Origin of the sequence: Amycolatopsis panacis, assembly GCF_003600245.1 — a bacterium.
In the GTDB taxonomy this organism is placed as follows: domain Bacteria; phylum Actinomycetota; class Actinomycetes; order Mycobacteriales; family Pseudonocardiaceae; genus Amycolatopsis; species Amycolatopsis sulphurea.
This window is the reverse complement of sequence record NZ_QZFV01000098.1, coordinates 42421-60076: the sequence shown is the minus strand read 5'-3', so window position 1 is coordinate 60076 and position 17656 is coordinate 42421. Positions and strand designations below refer to the sequence as shown.

At 69.4% G+C, this 17656-nt stretch carries 17 protein-coding genes; 9 read left to right on the top strand and 8 right to left on the bottom strand.

Features of this window, described 5'->3' with window-relative positions:
- Nucleotides 1-36: 36 nt before the first annotated feature.
- The gene (locus D5S19_RS20595) at nucleotides 37-483 is read left to right on the top strand and encodes a hypothetical protein (protein WP_120024997.1); all 447 of its coding nucleotides are present in this window, start codon (nucleotides 37-39) and stop codon (nucleotides 481-483) included.
- Between the two features lie 99 nt (nucleotides 484-582).
- Nucleotides 583-1044, top strand: coding sequence for a hypothetical protein (locus tag D5S19_RS20590; protein ID WP_120024996.1), 462 nt, complete (start codon nucleotides 583-585; stop codon nucleotides 1042-1044).
- 7 nt (nucleotides 1045-1051) lie between these two features.
- On the opposite strand, the gene D5S19_RS20585 is transcribed toward D5S19_RS20590, so the two are convergent.
- Nucleotides 1052-2104 (bottom strand): reverse transcriptase family protein, encoded by a 1053-nt coding sequence (locus D5S19_RS20585; protein ID WP_120024995.1) that lies wholly within the window; start codon nucleotides 2102-2104, stop codon nucleotides 1052-1054.
- Nucleotides 2105-2367: 263 nt separating this feature from the next.
- Between D5S19_RS20585 and D5S19_RS20580 the strand changes: the two genes are divergently transcribed.
- Nucleotides 2368-2694, top strand: coding sequence for a MarR family winged helix-turn-helix transcriptional regulator (locus tag D5S19_RS20580; protein WP_233574062.1), 327 nt, complete (start codon nucleotides 2368-2370; stop codon nucleotides 2692-2694).
- Nucleotides 2695-2945: 251 nt separating this feature from the next.
- Here the strand turns inward: D5S19_RS20580 and D5S19_RS32060 are convergent, their stop codons facing one another.
- Together D5S19_RS32060 and D5S19_RS20570 are read right to left on the bottom strand one after the other, a co-directional pair.
- Nucleotides 2946-3197, bottom strand: a complete 252-nt coding sequence (locus tag D5S19_RS32060; protein ID WP_158605578.1) for a hypothetical protein — start codon at nucleotides 3195-3197, stop codon at nucleotides 2946-2948.
- Nucleotides 3194-4564: a class I adenylate-forming enzyme family protein gene (locus tag D5S19_RS20570; RefSeq protein ID WP_120024994.1), complete on the bottom strand. Its 1371-nt coding sequence runs from the start codon at nucleotides 4562-4564 to the stop codon at nucleotides 3194-3196. Before D5S19_RS20570 ends, D5S19_RS32060 begins: the two co-directional genes overlap by 4 nt.
- A 55-nt stretch (nucleotides 4565-4619) precedes the next feature.
- Here D5S19_RS20570 and wzm point away from each other — a divergent pair, with 55 nt between their 5' ends.
- From wzm to D5S19_RS20550, 3 genes are all read left to right on the top strand, one after another.
- Nucleotides 4620-5528 carry a galactan export ABC transporter permease subunit Wzm/RfbD gene (gene wzm, locus D5S19_RS20565; protein ID WP_120025091.1) on the top strand — a complete coding sequence of 303 codons (909 nt, stop codon included), beginning with the start codon at nucleotides 4620-4622 and terminating at the stop codon, nucleotides 5526-5528.
- A 105-nt stretch (nucleotides 5529-5633) separates the two neighbouring features.
- The gene (locus D5S19_RS20560) at nucleotides 5634-6734 is read left to right on the top strand and encodes a glycoside hydrolase family 3 N-terminal domain-containing protein (protein ID WP_233574061.1); all 1101 of its coding nucleotides are present in this window, start codon (nucleotides 5634-5636) and stop codon (nucleotides 6732-6734) included.
- A 1394-nt stretch (nucleotides 6735-8128) separates the two neighbouring features.
- Nucleotides 8129-8335, top strand: coding sequence for a hypothetical protein (locus D5S19_RS20550; protein WP_120024992.1), 207 nt, complete (start codon nucleotides 8129-8131; stop codon nucleotides 8333-8335).
- Here D5S19_RS20550 and D5S19_RS20545 read toward each other — a convergent pair.
- From D5S19_RS20545 to D5S19_RS20530, 4 genes are all read right to left on the bottom strand, one after another.
- Entirely contained in the window at nucleotides 8289-9152 is an 864-nt protein-coding gene (locus tag D5S19_RS20545; protein WP_120024991.1) for a LysR family transcriptional regulator, read from the bottom strand. The genes D5S19_RS20550 and D5S19_RS20545 overlap by 47 nt on opposite strands.
- A gap of 373 nt (nucleotides 9153-9525) precedes the next feature.
- Nucleotides 9526-9789: a hypothetical protein gene (locus D5S19_RS20540; RefSeq protein WP_120024990.1), complete on the bottom strand. Its 264-nt coding sequence runs from the start codon at nucleotides 9787-9789 to the stop codon at nucleotides 9526-9528.
- A 277-nt stretch (nucleotides 9790-10066) separates the two neighbouring features.
- Nucleotides 10067-11254: a cytochrome P450 gene (locus tag D5S19_RS20535; RefSeq protein WP_120024989.1), complete on the bottom strand. Its 1188-nt coding sequence runs from the start codon at nucleotides 11252-11254 to the stop codon at nucleotides 10067-10069.
- 798 nt (nucleotides 11255-12052) lie between these two features.
- The gene (locus D5S19_RS20530; protein WP_158605577.1) at nucleotides 12053-12247 is read right to left on the bottom strand and encodes an FAD-dependent monooxygenase; all 195 of its coding nucleotides are present in this window, start codon (nucleotides 12245-12247) and stop codon (nucleotides 12053-12055) included.
- Nucleotides 12248-12408: 161 nt separating this feature from the next.
- On the opposite strand from D5S19_RS20530, the gene D5S19_RS20525 reads away from it, so the two are divergent.
- Both D5S19_RS20525 and D5S19_RS20520 read left to right on the top strand, forming a co-directional pair.
- Entirely contained in the window at nucleotides 12409-13953 is a 1545-nt protein-coding gene (locus D5S19_RS20525) for a S1 family peptidase (protein WP_120024987.1), read from the top strand.
- A gap of 127 nt (nucleotides 13954-14080) precedes the next feature.
- On the top strand, nucleotides 14081-14854 hold the full coding sequence (locus tag D5S19_RS20520) for an alpha/beta hydrolase family protein (protein ID WP_120024986.1): 774 nt from the start codon (nucleotides 14081-14083) through the stop codon (nucleotides 14852-14854).
- Nucleotides 14855-14919: 65 nt separating this feature from the next.
- On the opposite strand, the gene D5S19_RS20515 is transcribed toward D5S19_RS20520, so the two are convergent.
- A complete protein-coding gene (locus tag D5S19_RS20515) occupies nucleotides 14920-16578 on the bottom strand; it encodes a gamma-glutamyltransferase (protein WP_233574060.1) in 1659 nt (552 codons plus the stop codon).
- Between the two features lie 135 nt (nucleotides 16579-16713).
- On the opposite strand from D5S19_RS20515, the gene D5S19_RS20510 reads away from it, so the two are divergent.
- Nucleotides 16714-17595: an alpha/beta fold hydrolase gene (locus D5S19_RS20510; RefSeq protein WP_120024985.1), complete on the top strand. Its 882-nt coding sequence runs from the start codon at nucleotides 16714-16716 to the stop codon at nucleotides 17593-17595.
- Nucleotides 17596-17656: the final 61 nt, after the last annotated feature.

Below are 17656 nucleotides of genomic sequence, written 5' to 3'. Positions count from 1 at the left end.
GCGGTCCGGGGTGTGGTCTCGGCTTGGCCGGGCCGGATGGGTTCGGCTGAGCTGGTCGATGCCGGGCTGGACTGGGCCGGGTGGGGGATGGCCGGGTTCGGGGTGGTGTTCCGTTGGGCGACAGGTTCGTGGAGTCTCGCCGCGGTGGCGTTCGGCCGCATCGACGTGCTGGTGCGATCTTGCCGCACCGAGGTCTCGCCTGCGGGGAAACCGCTCTCCGGACGCGCGGAGGAATTCCTGGCGCAGGCGTCCGTTACCGGCGCTTCACAGAGGAACCGTGCGGCGCCTCGGGCAGAATCGGCGAGGGCACCCGGCCGGTCGCGCGGCGCGGCTGCATCGGACACGAAGCAGGACCTCCATCGAATGGGGGTCATCCAGTGGGGTGAAAGCCGATCGGGTGGCGCGGCGAAGGCTGGGAACACGCTGAGAAAGACCGCGGTCGAGTCGCCCGGACGGGTATGCCGGGTGGAGACGGCGGCGTGATCGGCGGTAGCGTTTTGCTCTCAATGGGGGCTTGCTTCAGTGCGCCGTCACCCGTTGGGAGAAGAGTGGCCGGGACAGGCCACGGAACTGGGGGCATGGATGCAGGAGCCGGGGAGCGCGGTCCGCGGGGACTATCTGACACGCCAGCGTTATGCGCTGGCCACCGCGCTGCGGCAGGGCCGGGGCAAACGCAGTTACCAGCTGGCCGAACACCTGGCCGCGGAGGGCGGGGTGCACCGGTCCGACGTGCTCGCCGCGACCACACTGCTGCTGGCCTGCCGCGCGGTCCGCGATGGCGACACCGAAGCGGCGAGCCGGTTCACCCGGCGGCTGCGCGGGCTGGACAAGGGCAGCGTGGAATTGGTGCACCAGCTGATGTGGCTGGAAACCGGTCGCGAACAGGGCTGGCTGCCGCGGGCGCGGTACGACGCGCTCCTGGCTTACGCTCGGCGCGAGAACCGGTTCGACCTCGCGCGGCGGGCGGGTTCGATCCAGGCCCGGGAAGACGCGCCGTCGGGCTGGTGGGCGGATCTCGAACACCAGCTCGGGCCTTGGAACTGACCGGCGGTCAGTCCCATTCGATCCGGTGGAACAGGTCGGTGAGCTTCGCTCCGCGTGCCGGACTCGTGGCGGAGATCCAGGCGATCCGGCCGCGCAGGTGTGCGCGGAAATCCGGGTGACCGGTGCGATTCTGTGGTGCCGGGCCGGTTTTCGCGCAGTTGTGGAGTACGGCGCGCAGTTCGTCGTACTGCGCGCGGGCGGCGGCGGGCGTCGCGTTCACCACGAGCCCGGCGACCCGTTGCTGCCGATACGCGGGGGTCACCGAGGTCTTGTCGTCGCGTAGCCGAAAACCCTCATCGGTGACGATTCGGCGGACTCCGGGCAGCAGCCGGTGAAGCGGCAGCCCGGCGTCCCCGGAGAAAGCCAGGTCGTCGGCGTACCGGGTGTAGTTCACGCCGAGGCTCGCGGCCAGGCCGGACAGCCGCCGGTCGAGATGGTGCGTCACCGCGTTCGCGACCGAGGGCGACGACGGGGCGCCCTGCGGCAGGTGGGTTCCGGCGAGCCGGCCGAGCGACCGGGCACGGACGGGGGCCGCGCGCAGCACGTCCACCGGCGTCCGCGTGGTGAGGATTCCGGCGAGCGCGGCGCGAACGGCGGGAGGGTAACCGGCCAGCTCCAGCAGCGCGCGAACGCGTGTCGCGGACACCGCCGGGAAGAAGCCTTCGAGATCCATCCGCACCACCATTTCCTGCCCGGCGTGCGGTTGCGCGCAGGTGTGGATCGACCGGCCGCTGCGGAATCCGTGGGCCGCTTCGTGCACCGGCAGCGCGTCGAGCACGTGACGGCGGACCCGGCGCTGCAGCTCGGCCAGCCGCGGTTTCGGTCGTTCGATCAGCCGCGCGCCGCCGGATGCGGTGGGAATCCAGCGATGGCAATAGTGCCGCAGCCGGGCGGGTGCGCGGCGGTTCCACCCGCGGGTGTCGGCGAACCAGCTCAGCTCACCCGGCGGGAGATCGAGGGCCGCGGCACATTCGTCGAACGTCGTCCACCGCGCGACCGGCCAGCGCCACACCGGCATCGGTCCGAGCAGCGACGCGGAGGTGACTCTTTCTCCGTTCATCCGCGCGGTCTTGTACGCGGAGCGTGCCGCGTTCGCGTGGGGTGCGGTGTTTGCGTGCCGTACTGCTCCCCGGGGTTGCCCCGGAGTGGGTGGTCTTCCACCGGCTCACCTCCGCGTCGCCACGGCTCACCTTAGGCGTATCCGGGAACGGGTGACCGAGCGCACCCTTGACCCCCTGCTTTGCCTATAGCAACTTTTGCACTATGCAAGCTCTGCCGGACTAGGTCGCTGATCTCGAACAGCTCACCAGGGTCCTGGTGGCCGTGGCCTGGGACAGTGCGCACGCCGCCCCGCGAGGGGTGACTTTCCCGCAGGTGCGGTTACTCGTCGTGCTCGACAGTCTCGGCCGGGTGCCGTGCTCACGGCTGGCCGAGGCGATGGGCGTGAACGCGTCTTCGGTCACCCGCCTGGCGGACAAGCTTGAGGCGCACGGCTACGTGACGCGGCAGGTGGATGCGCACCGCCGCACCGTGGTCACCCTCGAAACCACCGAGGCGGGCCGGTCCGTGGTGACCGGTGTGCTCGACCGCCGTCACCGTGCACTGGACGACTTGCTGGCCGAACTGCCGCATCCCGGCGGCATTCGGTGACGCGCGCCGTACGCGACCTGGTGGCCGCCGCGGAGGCCGCGCCCGCTCTCCCCGCGACCGGGCCGGGACGATTGTGAACACGCCGCCGGACGATTGGCTGACTCCCGAACCCGCCCCTCACCTGGACTGCGGCGGTGCCTCGGACGGAGGTGCGCCCGCTCTGCCGGATTCGCCGGATTCCCCACATGCCGCACAACTCCGCCGATCTCCGCGTATGCGCTTTCCGTGCTACTGCTCAAACGTTTCAGTACTCACCGAAAAGATCGCCCGGGGCCGAAGTGCCTGGACGAGTCGCCGTTTACGCCGACGACACGCTTCGAGAGGTGGCGAACGAACTTGCGCTGGGGCACACCACCTGCGAGCGCGTGGCCGACCGGCACGATCCCGGTCGCGTCCTCGGCACGGTCACCCTTGCCCAGTTGTTGTTGCACGCGCGGCGCCGGGATCTGCATGATGAACACCACCGCGAACGGCTCTTGCCGGGCCGCGCGGGGTGAGATCATGCGATGTTCCGCGGATGCCCCAGCCAGAAAGGGGAGCGCAGCAGAGCCTTGTCCACTTTGCCCACCGCGGTGAGCGGGAGACTGTCCGCAAAGTCCACAGTGGCCGGTACGAAGTGCTCGCCGCCCAGCGTTTCCCGGACGTGTGTGCGTAGATCGTCCACTGTGGCCGGACCGTTGGCGACGACTGCCGCATGTAGCAGCTCGCCTTCGCCGCCCGGGCCGGGTATCGCGAACACGGCTGCGTTGCGAACCCGTGGATGGCTGAGCAGCGCATTCTCCACAGTGGTCGAAGCGACCTTGGTTCCGTGCTCTCCGGTGACGATCACGTCGCCGGATCGACCGTGCAGGAAGAGGTAGCCGTCCTCGTCGAAGTGGCCGAGGTCGCCGGTCGGCAGCCAGCCGTCGGCGATCGGCGGCTTCCCGTGGTAACCCTCCATCATGGACAGTCCGCGCACGATCACCTCACCCTCGGCGGTGCGTGCCTCCATGCCCGGCACGATCCGGCCGACCGAGCCCAGCAGTTCCGGCCGTTCGAGCACTTCGTCGGCGGAGATGCCGGCGATCATCGGCGCCTCGGTGAGCCCGTATCCCTGGCCGACGACCGGGCCGAATACGGAGAGCGCTTCGTCGAGGCGGCGTGGCGAAAGCGGCGCTGCGCCGAGCGAAAGCTGCCGCACGCTGGACAGATCGGTGTGCGGTAAAGAAGGGCTGTCCAGGATCGCTGCCAATCGCGCAGGAGTAAGGGAAAGTGACGTGACCCGGAGGCGTTCGATATCCGCGAGCACTGCCGAGGCATCGAATTTTCGATGCAGCACAACGGTGTCTCCGCAGAGCAGCGCGCCGAGCACTGCGGCGTTGCCGGTCATGTGCGTGAGCGGCGCGGTGACCAGGACCGTTCGCGTGCCGTCCGGACGGAAGATGTGCGCCATCCCGTCGTAGATCCCGCGGTGGCGGATCAGTTTGGGCGTGCCGGTGGTGCCGCCACTGGGGAAGATTGTCGTGACCCCGCTGGGCAAGGTGTCCGGAGTGGACAGTGGCGAGGCGGCGAGCGTGGTCAGCTCCGCGTCGGTGAGCAGCGTGGCGCCGGTCGTTTCCACCGCGGCCGCGCGGGCCGGGCGGCCGGCCGAAGCGGCGATCAACAGCACTTCCGCGCCGCGCAGCTGTGCGGCAAGCTGGGTGAGCACGACCTCCGGTCGGTTGCCTGCGTCGATCGCCACCGTCCCCCGGGTGCCGGAAAGTCCGTGGTACAGGCGGGACAGCAGTTCTGCCGCCTGACGATGCGTCATGGTGGTGTCATCGTGGTGGAACAGCACGGTGTCGCCGCCGTGGTCCAGCGCGGCCATGATCCGGGACAGGAAGAGACTCACTGTCTCACCGTAGCCGGGCGTGGCCAAGATCCGCGTTCGCCGCTACGTTGTCGGCATGTCCACTGTTCCCGCCCTTGGCATGCCGTCGAAGAGCTTCCGCCGCGCGCTGGCCGACCTCGGCGCCGGACTGCGGGCGCGGGAACTGTGGGCGTTGCTGGCCTGGCAGGACATCAAGCAGCGCTACCGTCGTTCCTCGCTCGGTCCCTTGTGGATCACCGTGGGCATGGCGGTGACCGCGCTCGCCCTGGGCGTGGTGAACTCGGCGTTGTTCGGCACGTCGATTTCCACGCTGCTGCCCAGTATCACGACCGGTCTGATCCTGTGGAATTTCATGAACGGCTGCATCGTCGAGGGTTCGCAGACGTTCATCGACAACGAGGGCATGATCAAGCAGCTGCCCGCCCCGGTTTCGGTGTATGCGCTGCGCACGGTGTGGCGGCAGGCGCTGTACCTGGTGCACAACCTCGTGGTGTACTTGCTCATTCTGGTGGTCTTTTTCGGCAACCTTTCCCATCCCTACCGGCTGGTGGAGAAGGCGGGCGCGCCGCTGCATCCCGGGCTGAGCTGGGAGGTCGTGCTGGCCTTGCCGGGGTTGGCGTTGCTGCTGTTCAACGGTGCGTGGGTGGTGCTGCTGCTCGGCGTGGTGTCCACTCGTTTCCGGGACGTGCCGCCGGTGATCCAGAGCTTCATCACGATGCTTTTCTATGCCACCCCGATCATGTGGTCGATGGACCAGGTCCGGGTGATGAACCAGGGCAGCGAAGACGGATTCGGGTCGCTCGCGGTGCAGGTGCTGCAGCTCAACCCGGTCTACCATTTCGTGGAGATCGTTCGTGCCCCGCTGGTCGGGCAGCAGCAGTCCTGGACGCACTGGGCGGTGGCCGGGGCGGTCACGGTGGTGGGCTGGGCGCTTGCGCTGGCCGTGCTGCGCAACTACCGGGCGCGGGTGCCGTACTGGGTCTGAAGTCCATTGAGGACGGTCATTCCGGACATCGGCACGCCCTTCGGCCGGAAAGTTTCCGTCGGTCGCCGGGGCGCGTTACCGTAGAGGCTCGCCGGAGGGAGCCCCATGACCGAAATGACGCGCCGAAGGACGTTGCAGGCACTCGCCGGGGTGGTGCTGGCCGGCGCGGCCACCACGATCGCCGCCACCCCCGCGCCGGACGGGATGACCCTGCGGCAGCTGGCCGGGCAGCGGGTGATCTACTCCTATGCGGGGCTGACCCCGCCGGATGCGCTGCTGCGGCGGATCCGGGCCGGGGAGGCGGCCGGGGTGATCTTCTTCGGGGAGAACGTTTCCAGCACGCAGCAGATCGCCGGGGTCGTGCGAGAGCTGCGGGACGCGAACGCCCAGAGCCCGGTGCGGCGGCCGTTGCTGCTGATGACCGACCAGGAAGGCGGCAAGGTCCGGCGGTTGCCCGGCGAGCCCGCGTTGTCGGAGAAGCAGGTGGGCCAGGCGGCCGACCCGGAAGCCGCGGCCCGAGCCGCGGGCAAGGGCGCCGGGACCACGCTGTCCGGCGTCGGCATGAACCTGAACCTCGCGCCGGTGCTCGACGTATTCGGTCAGCCGGAGAATTTCATCGACCAGTACGGCCGGTCGTTCAGCGATGATCCGCACACCGCCGGCGTGCTGGGCCGGGACTTCGTCACAGCCCAGCAGGCGACCGGCGTCGCCGCCACCGCGAAGCACTTCCCCGGCCTCGGCGCCGCGCCGGCGGGGAGCAACACCGACCTCGGCCCGGTGACGCTGAACGTGCCGCTCTCGGAGCTGCGGGCCAAGGACGAAGCCCCGTACGGCCCGGCGATCGCGGCCGGGGTCAAACTCGTGATGCTGTCCTGGGCGGTCTACCCCGCGCTCGACGCCACGCGCCCGGCCGGCCTGTCCCCGGCCGTCGTGCAGGAATTGCGTCAGCACCAGAGGTTCCAGGGGGTGACCATCACCGACGCGCTGGAGGCGAAGGCCCTGCAGGCTTACGGGACGACCGGCGAACGCGCGACGCTCGCGGCGGAGGCGGGAATGGACCTGATCCTTGCCTCCGCCCGCGATGTGGCCCAAGGGGAGGAGGCGGTTTCCGCCCTGGCGGCCGGGCTGTCGGGTGGGTCGCTGCCGAGCGCGGGGTTCCGGGCGGCGGTGGGCCGGATCTCGGCTTTGCGGGACGGGCTGCGGTGAGGGGCGGGGTTTGCTTGGGGCGATTGGGGTTGGGGTGTTGGGCGGGGCGGGGTGAGGGGGTACGTCCTGCATGTGGGTGAGGTTGGGTGGTGGGGCCTGGATGTGGGTGAGGCTGGCTGGGTGGGGGCTGCATGTGGGTGAGTGGTGGGTGGTGGGGCCTGCAAGTGGGTGTGGCGGGGCATGCATGCGGGTGTGGCTGGGCAGGCGGGCCTGCAAGTGCGTGAGTGATTGTGGGTTGCTGCGCACCACACGAGCCTGTCGAGCGACCGTGCTGCGTACGTGAGCGACGCTGAGCGACCGCAACACGCTCGTGGGCGATGTCGGGCGATCGCGCTGCCTATCCGAGCGACGTGGAGCGACTGGGTTGGAGCAGCGGGCGATGTTGGTCGATCGTGTTGCGTACGCGGGCGATGTTGAACAGTGCGCCGCGAACGCGAATCGCCCGAGCGACCGCGTTGCAGCCGCCGGTGATGCTGGGACCTACGCCGCGTGAGCGACGCTGATCGACTGCGCTGCGTACGTAAGCGATGTTGGTCGATTGCGTTACACCTGACGGGCGGTACTGAGCGACCGCGTTACCCCGGGACCGATGCCGAGCACTGCGCCACGAGCGACACATGGTGTTCGCGGTGCCTACGCGAGCGATGCTGAGCGCTGCCCCACGTACGTGAGCCACCCGAGCGACCGCTGCGCCCGTGACCGATGTTGAGCGTTTGGTGACTACGCGAGCGATGCTGAGCGTTGCCCCACGTACGTGAGCCACCCGAGCGACCGCTGCCCCGCGATGTTGAGCAATCGTGCCGCGTACGTGAGCGGTGTTGAGCAGCCCCACGTACGTGAGCCATTCGAGTAACCGCCGCACACCCGTGAGCGCCGAGCAACGCCACCCACACGAGCCCCACCAACGCCCCCACCTGAATCGCACTGGACGCAAGGCTTCCGGTGGTGAATCACCCGACCCCGATCCGGGGTCACTCGGGTGGGTAGACATCCGTCCTGACGCGGGTGGAGCGGGCACGCTTGCCTGCGACCACCCACGACGGGAGGACGCATGCACGCCTGGTGGCCACTGGCGGCGGGGGCCGCGTTGTTCGCGTTACTGGCGGTGTTGTTCCTGCGCCGTTCGGCTCGGTCACGGCCGGGTGTTCCGCGCCCTCGGGCGGGGCGGCGGCGGGGCGGCGGCTGACCTCGCCGGTCGATGACTCGGCACGGCGGGCGAGGCATCGGCTGGATGTGACGCATCCGTTCGCGCGCTATCCGGTGGCGCGGCAGCGGCCGGTGCCGCATCCACCGGGGGAAGGTCCGGACACGGAGCCGATTCAGCGATTTTAGTGCTGAATCGGATCGGAAAACGGTGTTGGACGTGCTGGTCGAGGGTACCGAATACTGCCAGTATGACCGAGCTGAATCTGGACCTGCCGACCGATCCGGTCCGTTTGCTGCGGCAGTTCGGCGTCCGGGCGTTCGCGCTCGCCTTCGTCGCGGGGATCGCCGGGCTGAGCACGGTCGCGCTCGCGCTGGCGTTGGCCGGGTTCGCGCTGGTGCTCGCGCCGGTCAGGCCAGCAGGTGGGTCAGCAGTGCCCGGGCCGCCGGATTCGTGATCTCGGCGGTACGGCCGACCAGGTGAATCGTGCGGCTGAGCGCCGGTTCGACGATGCGCGCGAACGGTAGCCCGGACTGCTCGGCCACGGCTTCCGGCAGCACTGTGCTGCCCAGCCCGGCCGCCACCAGCGCGACGAGCAGCGGTACGTGACTGGCCTCGCAGACCTGCTCCCGCCGGATGCCCGCACCCGTGAACGCGCGGTCGACCAGATCCTCCAACGCGCTCCCGGCGAAGTCCACGAACGGTTCGCCGGCCAGCTCCGCGAGCCGGATCCGGCGCCGCGCGGCCAGCCGGTGCCCGGGGTGGGTCAGCAGCACCAGTCGCTGATCCCAGCGGGCGAACGCGACGAGGTTGTCCGGCAACGGATCGGCACTGACCACATAGGACAAATCGAGTTCGCCGGCGAGCACCGCCGCGGTCAGTATCGGGTTGGTGCCCTCGCGCACGTGGATGCGGATCGCCGGGTACCGGCCGCGGAACTGCCCCAGCAGCGCCGGAAGATCGACCGTGGTGAGGGTTTGGATGGTGCCGATCGAGACCTGTCCGCGCGCGAGGCCGGCCACCGCGGCGATCTCCCCGCGCGCTGCCTCCGCGTCGGCGATCATCCGCCGGGCGGGCGGGAGCAGCGCCTCCCCGGCCGGGGTCAACGTGACCCGCCGGGTGGTGCGGTCGAACAGCTCCGCGCCGAGATCGGCTTCCAGCTTCCGGATCGAGGCGCTCAACGCCGATTGCACCACATGCACCTCCCGCGCCGCCCGGGTGAAGTTCCGGTGCCGCACAACGGCGAGGAAGTGCTCGACCTGCCTCAGCTCCATACCCCCGAATCTACCCGTTTCCACCACATCCCACGAAAGTCCACACTAGACACCCGGTGCGATGGCGGCGCCGTGAAGGGTCCCTTCACAGACCCGAAACCGGTCCGGCGCACGCCACGAGGTGGTCGCACACACCTCCGCATCGCCCACTGCCGGGTCCCCGACCAACTTTGCCGACACCCTGGCCGCTGAGGCGGTGAAGGGACCCTTCACTACCTTCGGGGGAGGTATGCCGACCGGGGGCAGGTTCTCGGTGGGTCGCGAGTGGCGTCTGGTTCGTGATCACCACGGCGGAACTGGTGGTGTACAAGAAGATCGCCGCGGCGGGGACGGTGGGCCGGTGACCTCGCCGCGGCGGGCGCGGGGTTATCCGCTAGACCGGCTCCGCCGAAACGACCGCGGGTAGCCGGCGCAGTCGTTCGAGCAGGGTGTCGACCTCGTCGGCGGCCACCAGGACCGCGCAGGCCATGCTGCTTTCGGTGACGCCTTCGCGGACGTTGACGGACAGATCGTGCACGTGGCGCCCGGTTTCGGCGAGGGCGCGGACGAGGGCTGGGATTTCTTCGACGCCACCGGTGAAGTAGGTGGCTATCCGGCGGCGCAACAGGAGCGGGGAACGGGTCGGTGCGGCGGACATGGCGGCTTCCTCCGGAAAGGGAACTGGCGGGAACCGGGCCAGGTCTCCGGGGAAGCGGCGGCGGCGCGCCGAAATCGCGCGCCGGCCTCCTGGTTCAGCCGGCGCGCCCGGCTACGAACCGCCCGAGGCACGACATGGCGTCAGGCTAACACGGCTTCCGGCCCCGGCAAAGGCCGCCGAAAGCCGGGCACGACGCTCGCGGTGTCCGTGGTACGGGCGGCGCGAACATCGTGCCCGGGCTGCCGGCCCCGGAAATGTCCTTTTCGGACACTTCCGGTCACCCCCAGGTGACCGGCAGGCTCACCGGACCGTAGATGGACGCCTGATCGGGCAGGACGATCTCCGCCGCGGGTACGGCGAGGCGCAGGTCCGGGAAACGCGTGAACAGCCGGGCCAGCGCGATCCGCATCTCCACTCGCGCCAGCTGCTGGCCGAGGCACTGGTGCACCCCGTGCCCGAAACCGACGTGACCGATCGCTTTGCGGTCGAGATCGAGTACGTCCGGGTCGGGGTAGCGCCTCGGATCGCGGTTGGCCATCGGGACCGAGACGGTGATGCCGTCGCCCGTCTTGATCGCCTGCCCGGCGAACTCGAAGTCCTCCAGCGCGGTGCGCACCGGTCCGATGTGGATCACGCTGAGGTAGCGCATCAGCTCCTCGACCGCGCTCGCCGCGAGGCCGGGATCGGCCTTGAACTTGGCCAGCTGCGCCGGGTTCTCCAGCAGCGCGTAGGTGCCGAGGGCGAGCATGTTCCGGGTGGTCTCGAACCCGGCGACGAGCAGCATCATGCCGATGTTGGCCAGCTCCTCGTCGGTCAGCGAACCCTCCTGGGCGAGATCGGAGAGCAGATCGTCGGTGGGCTCGCCGCGCTTGTCCCTGACCTGCCCGGCGATGAACTCGACCACTCCGGCGCTCGCGGCGTACCGCTGCTCCATGCTGACTTCCGTGCCCGGGGCGAACATCGTCGCCGCGTAGCCCTGGAACTCGGCGCGCCGCTCGTAGGAAGTGCCAAGCAGCTCGCAGATCACCAGCGAGGGCACCGGCCGCGCGAACGCCTCGACCAGATCGACCGGCGCACCCGCCGCGGCCATCGCGTCGAGGTGCTCCTCGACGATCTCGGCCACCCGGTCCTCCAGCAGCCGCATGCGCCGCACGGTGAACGCCCCGGTCAGCAGCTTGCGGTACCGGTGGTGCTGCGGGTCGTCCATCCCGGTGAACACTCCGGGATCGGCCGGCTTGCGCGGCGGCATCGGCCCGAGGTCGAACGGCACCTTGGCCAGTTCGGTCCGCGCCGAGACGCGCTTGTCCGCGAGGATCGCCCGCGCCTCGTCGAACCCGGTGACCAGCCAGCCGGAGCTGCCGTCGGGATAGATGAGCGGTTCGACCGCCTGCCGCCCCCGCAACGCGGGAGCCGGATCGAACGGACAGGCGCCACGCTCCAGCGGAAGTCCTGGGTGAAGGCTCATTCCTGCTCCTTCTTCGCTACGTAAACCTGCGCGTCCTTCAGAAGGTACACATAATTCATAAAGTTGTGAACCGCGTAGGGGTGGTGGAGGGGGAGAAGTTGACGGGGTATCGCCGGTTTGGGGGAATGATTGAGGGCTGCGGGCCGCGAGCGGCGGGCAGTGGGGGAGTGCAGCAGGCGATGGATGGCGTGCGGCGGGAGATGGGCCGCGGGAGCCGGGCGGAGTGCGGAGTGCGGCGGGAGACGGGCGGCGGGAGATTAGGTGGCGGGTGGCAGGCGATGGCCCGGCCCGAGTGCGGCGGCCCAAGTGCGGCGGGCAGAGGGCAGTGGGTGGCGGGGAGTGCAGCGGGCGATGGGCCGCGGGTCGCTGGTGATAGGCGATGGGTGGCGGGCGGCGGGCAAGCGATGGATGGCAGGTGATGGGCCGCGGGCGATGTGCGGCGGGTAGTGGGTGGGGTTCGGTACGGGCGGGTGGAACATGTGGGGCAGGTGCGGGTCCCGAGGCAGGTGTGTCCGGGCAGGGTGCGTCGGCTCGACGTGGCGGCGGTGGGAGGGCGGCGTCGTGGGCTGTGAAGGGAAGTCTTCACGGACTCTGGGGCTGTGGGCCCCGGCAAAGTTGGTCGGGGGCCCGGCAGCGGGCGATGCGGAGGTGTGTGTGCGACCACCTCGTGGCGTGCGCCGGACGGTTTCGGGTCCGTGAAGGGGTCCTTCACGGACTCTGAGTCTGTGAAGGGACCCTTCACGGACCTCCACACCGACTTTGCCGACACCCTGGACTCTGGGGCTGTGAAGGTTCCCTTCACAGCCGCCCATCGCCTCGATCGAGGGGCAGTACGCCCCAGTTCTCGAACAGGCTCAACGACAACGGCTGCAGCACGTCACCCCGGTTGAGCTCCGGAAAGTCCGCGGTACGTTCGAGCAGCACCGACCACACCCCGAGCGTCACGTGCGCGTGCGCGGTGCTGGCGCCGCCGACCGCACCACCGACGATCACGACGTCGGCCTCCCATAGCGTTCTCCTCAGGGTGCCGATCCTGCCGGGTGATCAAGGTGCTCGTACCGTGGCCTGTTTCCGGCGCGGACGCGATCCTGTTGTGACAGAACTGTCACACAGTCATCGAAGTCCGCAGCACTTGGCGCACCATGGTGTGGCTTATGCGAAAACGATCTTTCTTTCTTGCGGTGCTCTGCGCGCCGGTGCTCGCGGTGGGCGCGGCCGTGCCGGCCCAGGCCATCATGGGCGGACACGATTCGACCGAGGCCTATCCGTTCATGGGCTCCTTCCAGCCCGAATACCCGGCGCCGCCGCGGGCGGACGGGCACGGGTGCGGGGTGGAAGTCCTTGCGCCGCAATGGGTGATGACCGCCAGTCACTGTGCGGGCAAGAATCCGACCAACGCGCGCAACGGGGTTCCGCGCGGCTGGAAGGTCCGGGTCGGCTCGGCCGACACCACCTCCGGTGGTGAGGTCGCCGAGATCGACCACTACTACCGCCTGGCCACCAACAACGACGACCACGGCTTCTGGGGCAAGGACATCGGACTGTTCCACCTGCGCACGCCGGTGCGCGCGAAGCCGGTACGGATCGCTTCGTCCACGCCCCGGGAGAACACGCCGACCCGGATCATCGGTTGGGGTATGACCTGCAACGAGGTCGAGCAGCAGTGCTATCCGAAGCGGTTGCAGGAGGCGGATACCGCGATCCGGCCGGCTTCGGCGTGCTCGGCCATCAGCGAGGGCGAACTGTGCATCGGCAGCCGGGACGGCAAGGTGGGCGCGGCGAACATGGACTCCGGCGGGCCGGCGCTGGTCCGGGAAGGGGCCGGCTGGGCGGTGGCCGGGGTGGTCAGCGGGCAGAACGGCGGCGGACCGCAGCCGACGCTGTACACCGACGTGACACGGCACGCGGACTGGATCAACGGCGTGATCAGCGGCAAGATCGTCCCGCCCGACGACGTGATCCCGGATGTCGAGGGAGTGGCGGACCTCATGAACTGCATAGGCTCGGTGGTCCGCACGCCCGCTTCCCGGCCGCAGGATCCGGCGCTGCTGCTGACCAACGGGCACTGCGTCGAGGGTGACCGTCCGGCCCCGGATGCCGCGCTTGTGGACCAGCCTGCGGACCGGTCGGTCCCGATCGGCGATCGGCAGGGTTACCCGAAGGCGATGGCCAAGGCGAACCGGCTGGTCTACGCGACGATGACCGGTACCGACGTCGCGCTCTACCGGCTGGACCGCACCTACGGGCAGCTTGCCGCCGCGGGCGCCAAAGTGTTTCAGCTGGGTACCACCCCGATCAAGGCGGGCGACCGGTTCACCATGAAAGACGGCCTTCGGCCGTACTCCTGCTCGGCCGAAGCCGTGGTGGGGCACCTGCGCGAAGGCGGGTATCAGCTGGACAATTCGATCCGGTACGTGACCAGCCCGAACTGCTCTGGCGGGCACGGCACCTCCGGCTCGGCGCTGGTCGGTCCGGATGGGACGACCGTGGTCAGCATTCACAACACGCACAACGACGATGGTGAGAAGTGTACGGACAACAACCCGTGTGAGGTCGATGCGGACGGGAAGGAGACCTCGGTCAAGGGCCGCACCTACGGCCAGCAGGTCGCCGGGCTCGCCGCCTGCCTCACCGAAGGGTCCACGCTGGACCTCACCCGGCCCGGTTGCGCACTGACCGGGGCAAAACCGAAGCACTGAACCAAACCAGTGATCGTCACCTGATCGGGTGGTCATCGTGGTGTGGCCACAGTGGACGGTCCTCGGTGGCAGGCCGGTCCGCGTCATCCTTGAGGCGGACCGGCTTTGGTCTAACACCGCCCGTGACATGGATCAGATCCGTGCGGTGCTCGGCGAGGAGAAGCTCTCCTACACCGGTTACTCCTACGGCACCGACCTCGGTGCGGTGTACACCACGATGTTCCCGCAGCGCAGCGACCGGATCTTGCTGGACAGCAACCTCGGCCCGGGCGGACTGGACTCCGACGGCGGCCGGTTGTTCGGCCTCGGCATGGAGGAGCGGTTCCCGGACTTCGCCAAGTTCGCCCCGGCGAACCCGAAGTACGGACTGGGCAGCACGCCGGAAGAGGTGACCTCGAACTACCACGCACTGGCCGCGCGCCTGGACGCGAGCCCGGAGGGCGGGATCGACGGGGCGATGTTCCGGAACGGGGTCTTCGGCCGGATCTACGCGGACGCGAACTTCCCCGCGCTGGCCGAGCTCTGGCACGCGCTGGACAAGGGGCAGAAACTGCCGGACGGCCCGCCGGATCCCCCGGGGACCGAGAATTCGCTGGCCAGCCACCTCTACGTGATCTGCGGTGACACCAGCTGGCCGAAGTCGACCGCCACCTGTCAGCGGGACGTCGCGGCCGACCACGAGCGATTCCCGTTGTACGGCGCGTCCACGGCCAACATCCGGCCGTGTGCCGACTGGCCGAAGCAGGCCCGGGAGTTCCACCAGGCGCTGCGTGCGCAAGGGGTGGAATCGCAGCTGGTGACCTACCCGGAGGAGGGGCACGGCGTGCGGGCATTCCCGGCGCTGACCGACTTCCTCACCCGGAGCCTGCAATGGTTCGACCGTCACCTGCGCGGTCTCTGAGCCACCTGAAAACGGAAGCGGTGCGGGGGAGAATCTCCCGCACCGCTTCCGTTTCATCGGACCTTTCAGATCCCGCCCGCGACGCCCTCGCGGCGAGGGCCGGTGCAGGTGCTCAGGCTGCCGTCCTCGGTACGCCAAGCCATCTGGTAGGTGCCCATGTGGTAGTCGTACTCGGGCAGCGGATTGGTGAGCACGCCCAGTTTCGCCAGCCCCACCGGGACTTCCGGGGCGACCCGGGATTCGACGGAGATGGTGTGGTCCTCCTCGTAGGGCAGGCAGCGGGGGGCGTCGTCGGCCGCGTACGGGTCCATGCCGAAGTCGAGGATGTTGGACAGCACCTGGGGCACCGTGCAGTGCACGTTGCCCGGCGAACCCAGCGACAGCCACGGTTTCCTGTCGCGCAGCACCATCGTGTTGGACAGCACGGAGCGCATCTGCCCGCCTTCGGCGATCCAGCCCTCCATCGGGGAGTACAGGGCGTTCAGCCAGTGGCTGCCGACCATCGGGATCCCGCCGACCACCTCGCCCGGGATACCGCCGCTCTGCAGGGTGTTCATCATCTGCACCCAGTTGCCCTGTTCGTCCACAATGGCCAGCTCACAGCTGCCCGCGGGCTGCTTCGCCGCGCCGGAGGCGGCCATCGCCGGCCCGCCCCTGGTCAGCTTCACGTGCTCGGTGAGATCGGCCTTGGCGCGGGCGTTGCGCAGAATGTCCGCGAAGCCCTTGATCAGCGCGGGCGAGGTGAGCGGGCCGGTGGTGTCGCCGAACAGCTCCGGGTCGTTGAGCAGCCCGGTCTCCTGCCCGGCCCGGCGCAGCGCGTGCGCCAGGTAGTACAGCGATTCCGGGTTCTCCGACCAGTGCCCGACCGAGGTGATGTCGAGTTCCTTGAGAATGCCCAGCACGATCTGGCAGAAGACGCCCTGCCGCTCCGGCGCGGACTGCTGCACCACGATGTCGCCGTTGTGCTCCCAGCGGTGCCCGGCCTTCCAGCGCGGCGGGTTGTCGGTCAGGTGCTCCAGGCGCACCGCCCAGCCGAGGTCGTTGCCGCGGGTCACGAAGTCCTGCGCCCACTTGCCGGTGATGAAGTAGTCGGGTCCCTCCGCGGAGAGGTTCCGCATGGTCTCGGCCAGTTCCTGCGAGGCCCAGCGGTCCCCGGCCTGCGGCAGGTGCCCGCCGGGGGCGAAGTGCTTGCGGCCGGATTCGGTGTAGAGGAAGAAATCCACCGTCTGCGCGATCACCAGGTGCTCGAACGAGGTGACCACGTGGCCCTCGGTGGCCCAGTGCACCGCCGATTCGCACAGCCGCGCCCAGGGCAGCGTGGCGAACCGTTCGTAGAGCGCCTTCATTCCCGGCATGAAGCCGGGCGTGACCGCGCGCGGGGTGCCGGGAACCGCCGAATACAGGCCCTTGCCCGACGGGATCGGCGCGAACGGGGGCAGCCCCGCCACAATCCGGCCCATGCTGTCGAGTTCGACGACCTCGCCGGTCTTCGCGTCGTGCACCAGCGCGGTGACGGTGCCGGTGTGGTTGGTCATGTCCTGCTGGACCACGGCCTGCACGAGATTGCCGGCGATGGCCGCGTCGATCGCGTTGCCGCCGGAGCCCAGGACGTCCAGCATGGTGTCGGTGACGATCTGGCTCTGGCTCGAGGCGACTGCCCGGTTGCCGGCCACCGCCCGCTTCGGTCCGACTCGGCCCGGGCCGGACGTCGCTGTCGTGGTCATGCTCCTCCTCGGTGCGTACCGCTGCGAATGCTGCCCAGCATTCCCCGCTGCCGGGACGGGGTCTGTGGCCGACTGTCGTGTAATCGTGGCGGCAGGAACGACGATCGTCGAATGCGATGAGGGGAATGGAGCACAATGGAGGAGTTACCGCGCGGCACGCGCCATCGCGTCACCGGTGGGGAAATGGTGCTGCACCAGGCCGGAAAGGGCGGCCCGGCGGTGGTGTTCCTGCCCGGCGGCGGCGCCGTCGGCCTGCACTACTGGAACCTGCACCGGCTGGTCGCCGGGTTCACCACCAGCGTGCTGCACGACCGGCTCGGCACCGGCTGGAGCGATCCGGCCGAGCTGCCGCGTTCGGGTACCCAGGTCACCGACGACCTGCGTGAACTGCTTGCCGCCGCGGGCGTGCCCGGCCCGTTCGTCCTGGTCGGACACTCGCTGGGCGGCCTGTACGCCCGGCTGTACGCCAAGCGTTTCCCCGGCGAGGTGACCGGTCTGGTGCTGCTCGATCCGACGCATGAAGCCCTGCTGGATCACCTGCCCGCGGAGGAGGCCCGGCAGCTGGCGGAGCCGAACCCGATCCTGGATTACCCGGCGGACCAGCTGGACGGGCTTCGCGCGACTTACCGGATGGTCTTCGGACGCGCGCTCGCCGATTGGCCGCCCGTGCTGCGTGACGGGCTGCTCGACCGGAGCCTGAGCCCGGACGGCTTCCGGGCGATGCTGCTGGAGGCGTCGAGTCTGGTGCCGCTGTGCGACGAAGTGCGCGCGGCCGGGCCGGATCCGGACCTGCCGGTGGTCCTGCTGACCGCGATGGGCGAGGACAGCTTCGCCCTGGAACTGACTCCGCCGGGCGCGGCCGAGCGCGACGAACGCAAGTACCGGATACACGAGGACGCGATCGCCGCGTTCCCACGTGGGAAGCACCGCCGCATCGACGACGCCGGACACGCGGGTCTCGCCTGGCTACGCCCGGACGCCGTCGCCGACGCAGTACACGAAGTCCTCGGCCGCTGACCACGTCTCCCCGTCCTGAAAACCTGCCCGTGCGGGCCATGGACATTCGTCGAACCGGATC

What these genes read in the sequence shown, in the direction of transcription:
- D5S19_RS20525 (WP_120024987.1), top strand. Translation starts at nt 12,409, where the DNA reads ATGCGAAAACGATCTTTCTTTCTTGCGGTGCTCTGCGCGCCGGTGCTC.
- wzm (WP_120025091.1), top strand. Translation starts at nt 4,620, where the DNA reads ATGTCCACTGTTCCCGCCCTTGGCATGCCGTCGAAGAGCTTCCGCCGC.
- D5S19_RS20540 (WP_120024990.1), bottom strand. Translation starts at nt 9,789, where the DNA reads ATGTCCGCCGCACCGACCCGTTCCCCGCTCCTGTTGCGCCGCCGGATA.
- D5S19_RS20585 (WP_120024995.1), bottom strand. Translation starts at nt 2,104, where the DNA reads ATGAACGGAGAAAGAGTCACCTCCGCGTCGCTGCTCGGACCGATGCCG.
- D5S19_RS20535 (WP_120024989.1), bottom strand. Translation starts at nt 11,254, where the DNA reads ATGAGCCTTCACCCAGGACTTCCGCTGGAGCGTGGCGCCTGTCCGTTC.
- D5S19_RS20550 (WP_120024992.1), top strand. Translation starts at nt 8,129, where the DNA reads ATGACCGAGCTGAATCTGGACCTGCCGACCGATCCGGTCCGTTTGCTG.
- D5S19_RS20545 (WP_120024991.1), bottom strand. Translation starts at nt 9,152, where the DNA reads ATGGAGCTGAGGCAGGTCGAGCACTTCCTCGCCGTTGTGCGGCACCGG.
- D5S19_RS20560 (WP_233574061.1), top strand. Translation starts at nt 5,634, where the DNA reads ATGACCGAAATGACGCGCCGAAGGACGTTGCAGGCACTCGCCGGGGTG.
- D5S19_RS20510 (WP_120024985.1), top strand. Translation starts at nt 16,714, where the DNA reads ATGGAGGAGTTACCGCGCGGCACGCGCCATCGCGTCACCGGTGGGGAA.
- D5S19_RS20520 (WP_120024986.1), top strand. Translation starts at nt 14,081, where the DNA reads ATGGATCAGATCCGTGCGGTGCTCGGCGAGGAGAAGCTCTCCTACACC.
- D5S19_RS20515 (WP_233574060.1), bottom strand. Translation starts at nt 16,578, where the DNA reads ATGACCACGACAGCGACGTCCGGCCCGGGCCGAGTCGGACCGAAGCGG.
- D5S19_RS20590 (WP_120024996.1), top strand. Translation starts at nt 583, where the DNA reads ATGCAGGAGCCGGGGAGCGCGGTCCGCGGGGACTATCTGACACGCCAG.
- D5S19_RS20595 (WP_120024997.1), top strand. Translation starts at nt 37, where the DNA reads ATGGGTTCGGCTGAGCTGGTCGATGCCGGGCTGGACTGGGCCGGGTGG.
- D5S19_RS32060 (WP_158605578.1), bottom strand. Translation starts at nt 3,197, where the DNA reads ATGATCTCACCCCGCGCGGCCCGGCAAGAGCCGTTCGCGGTGGTGTTC.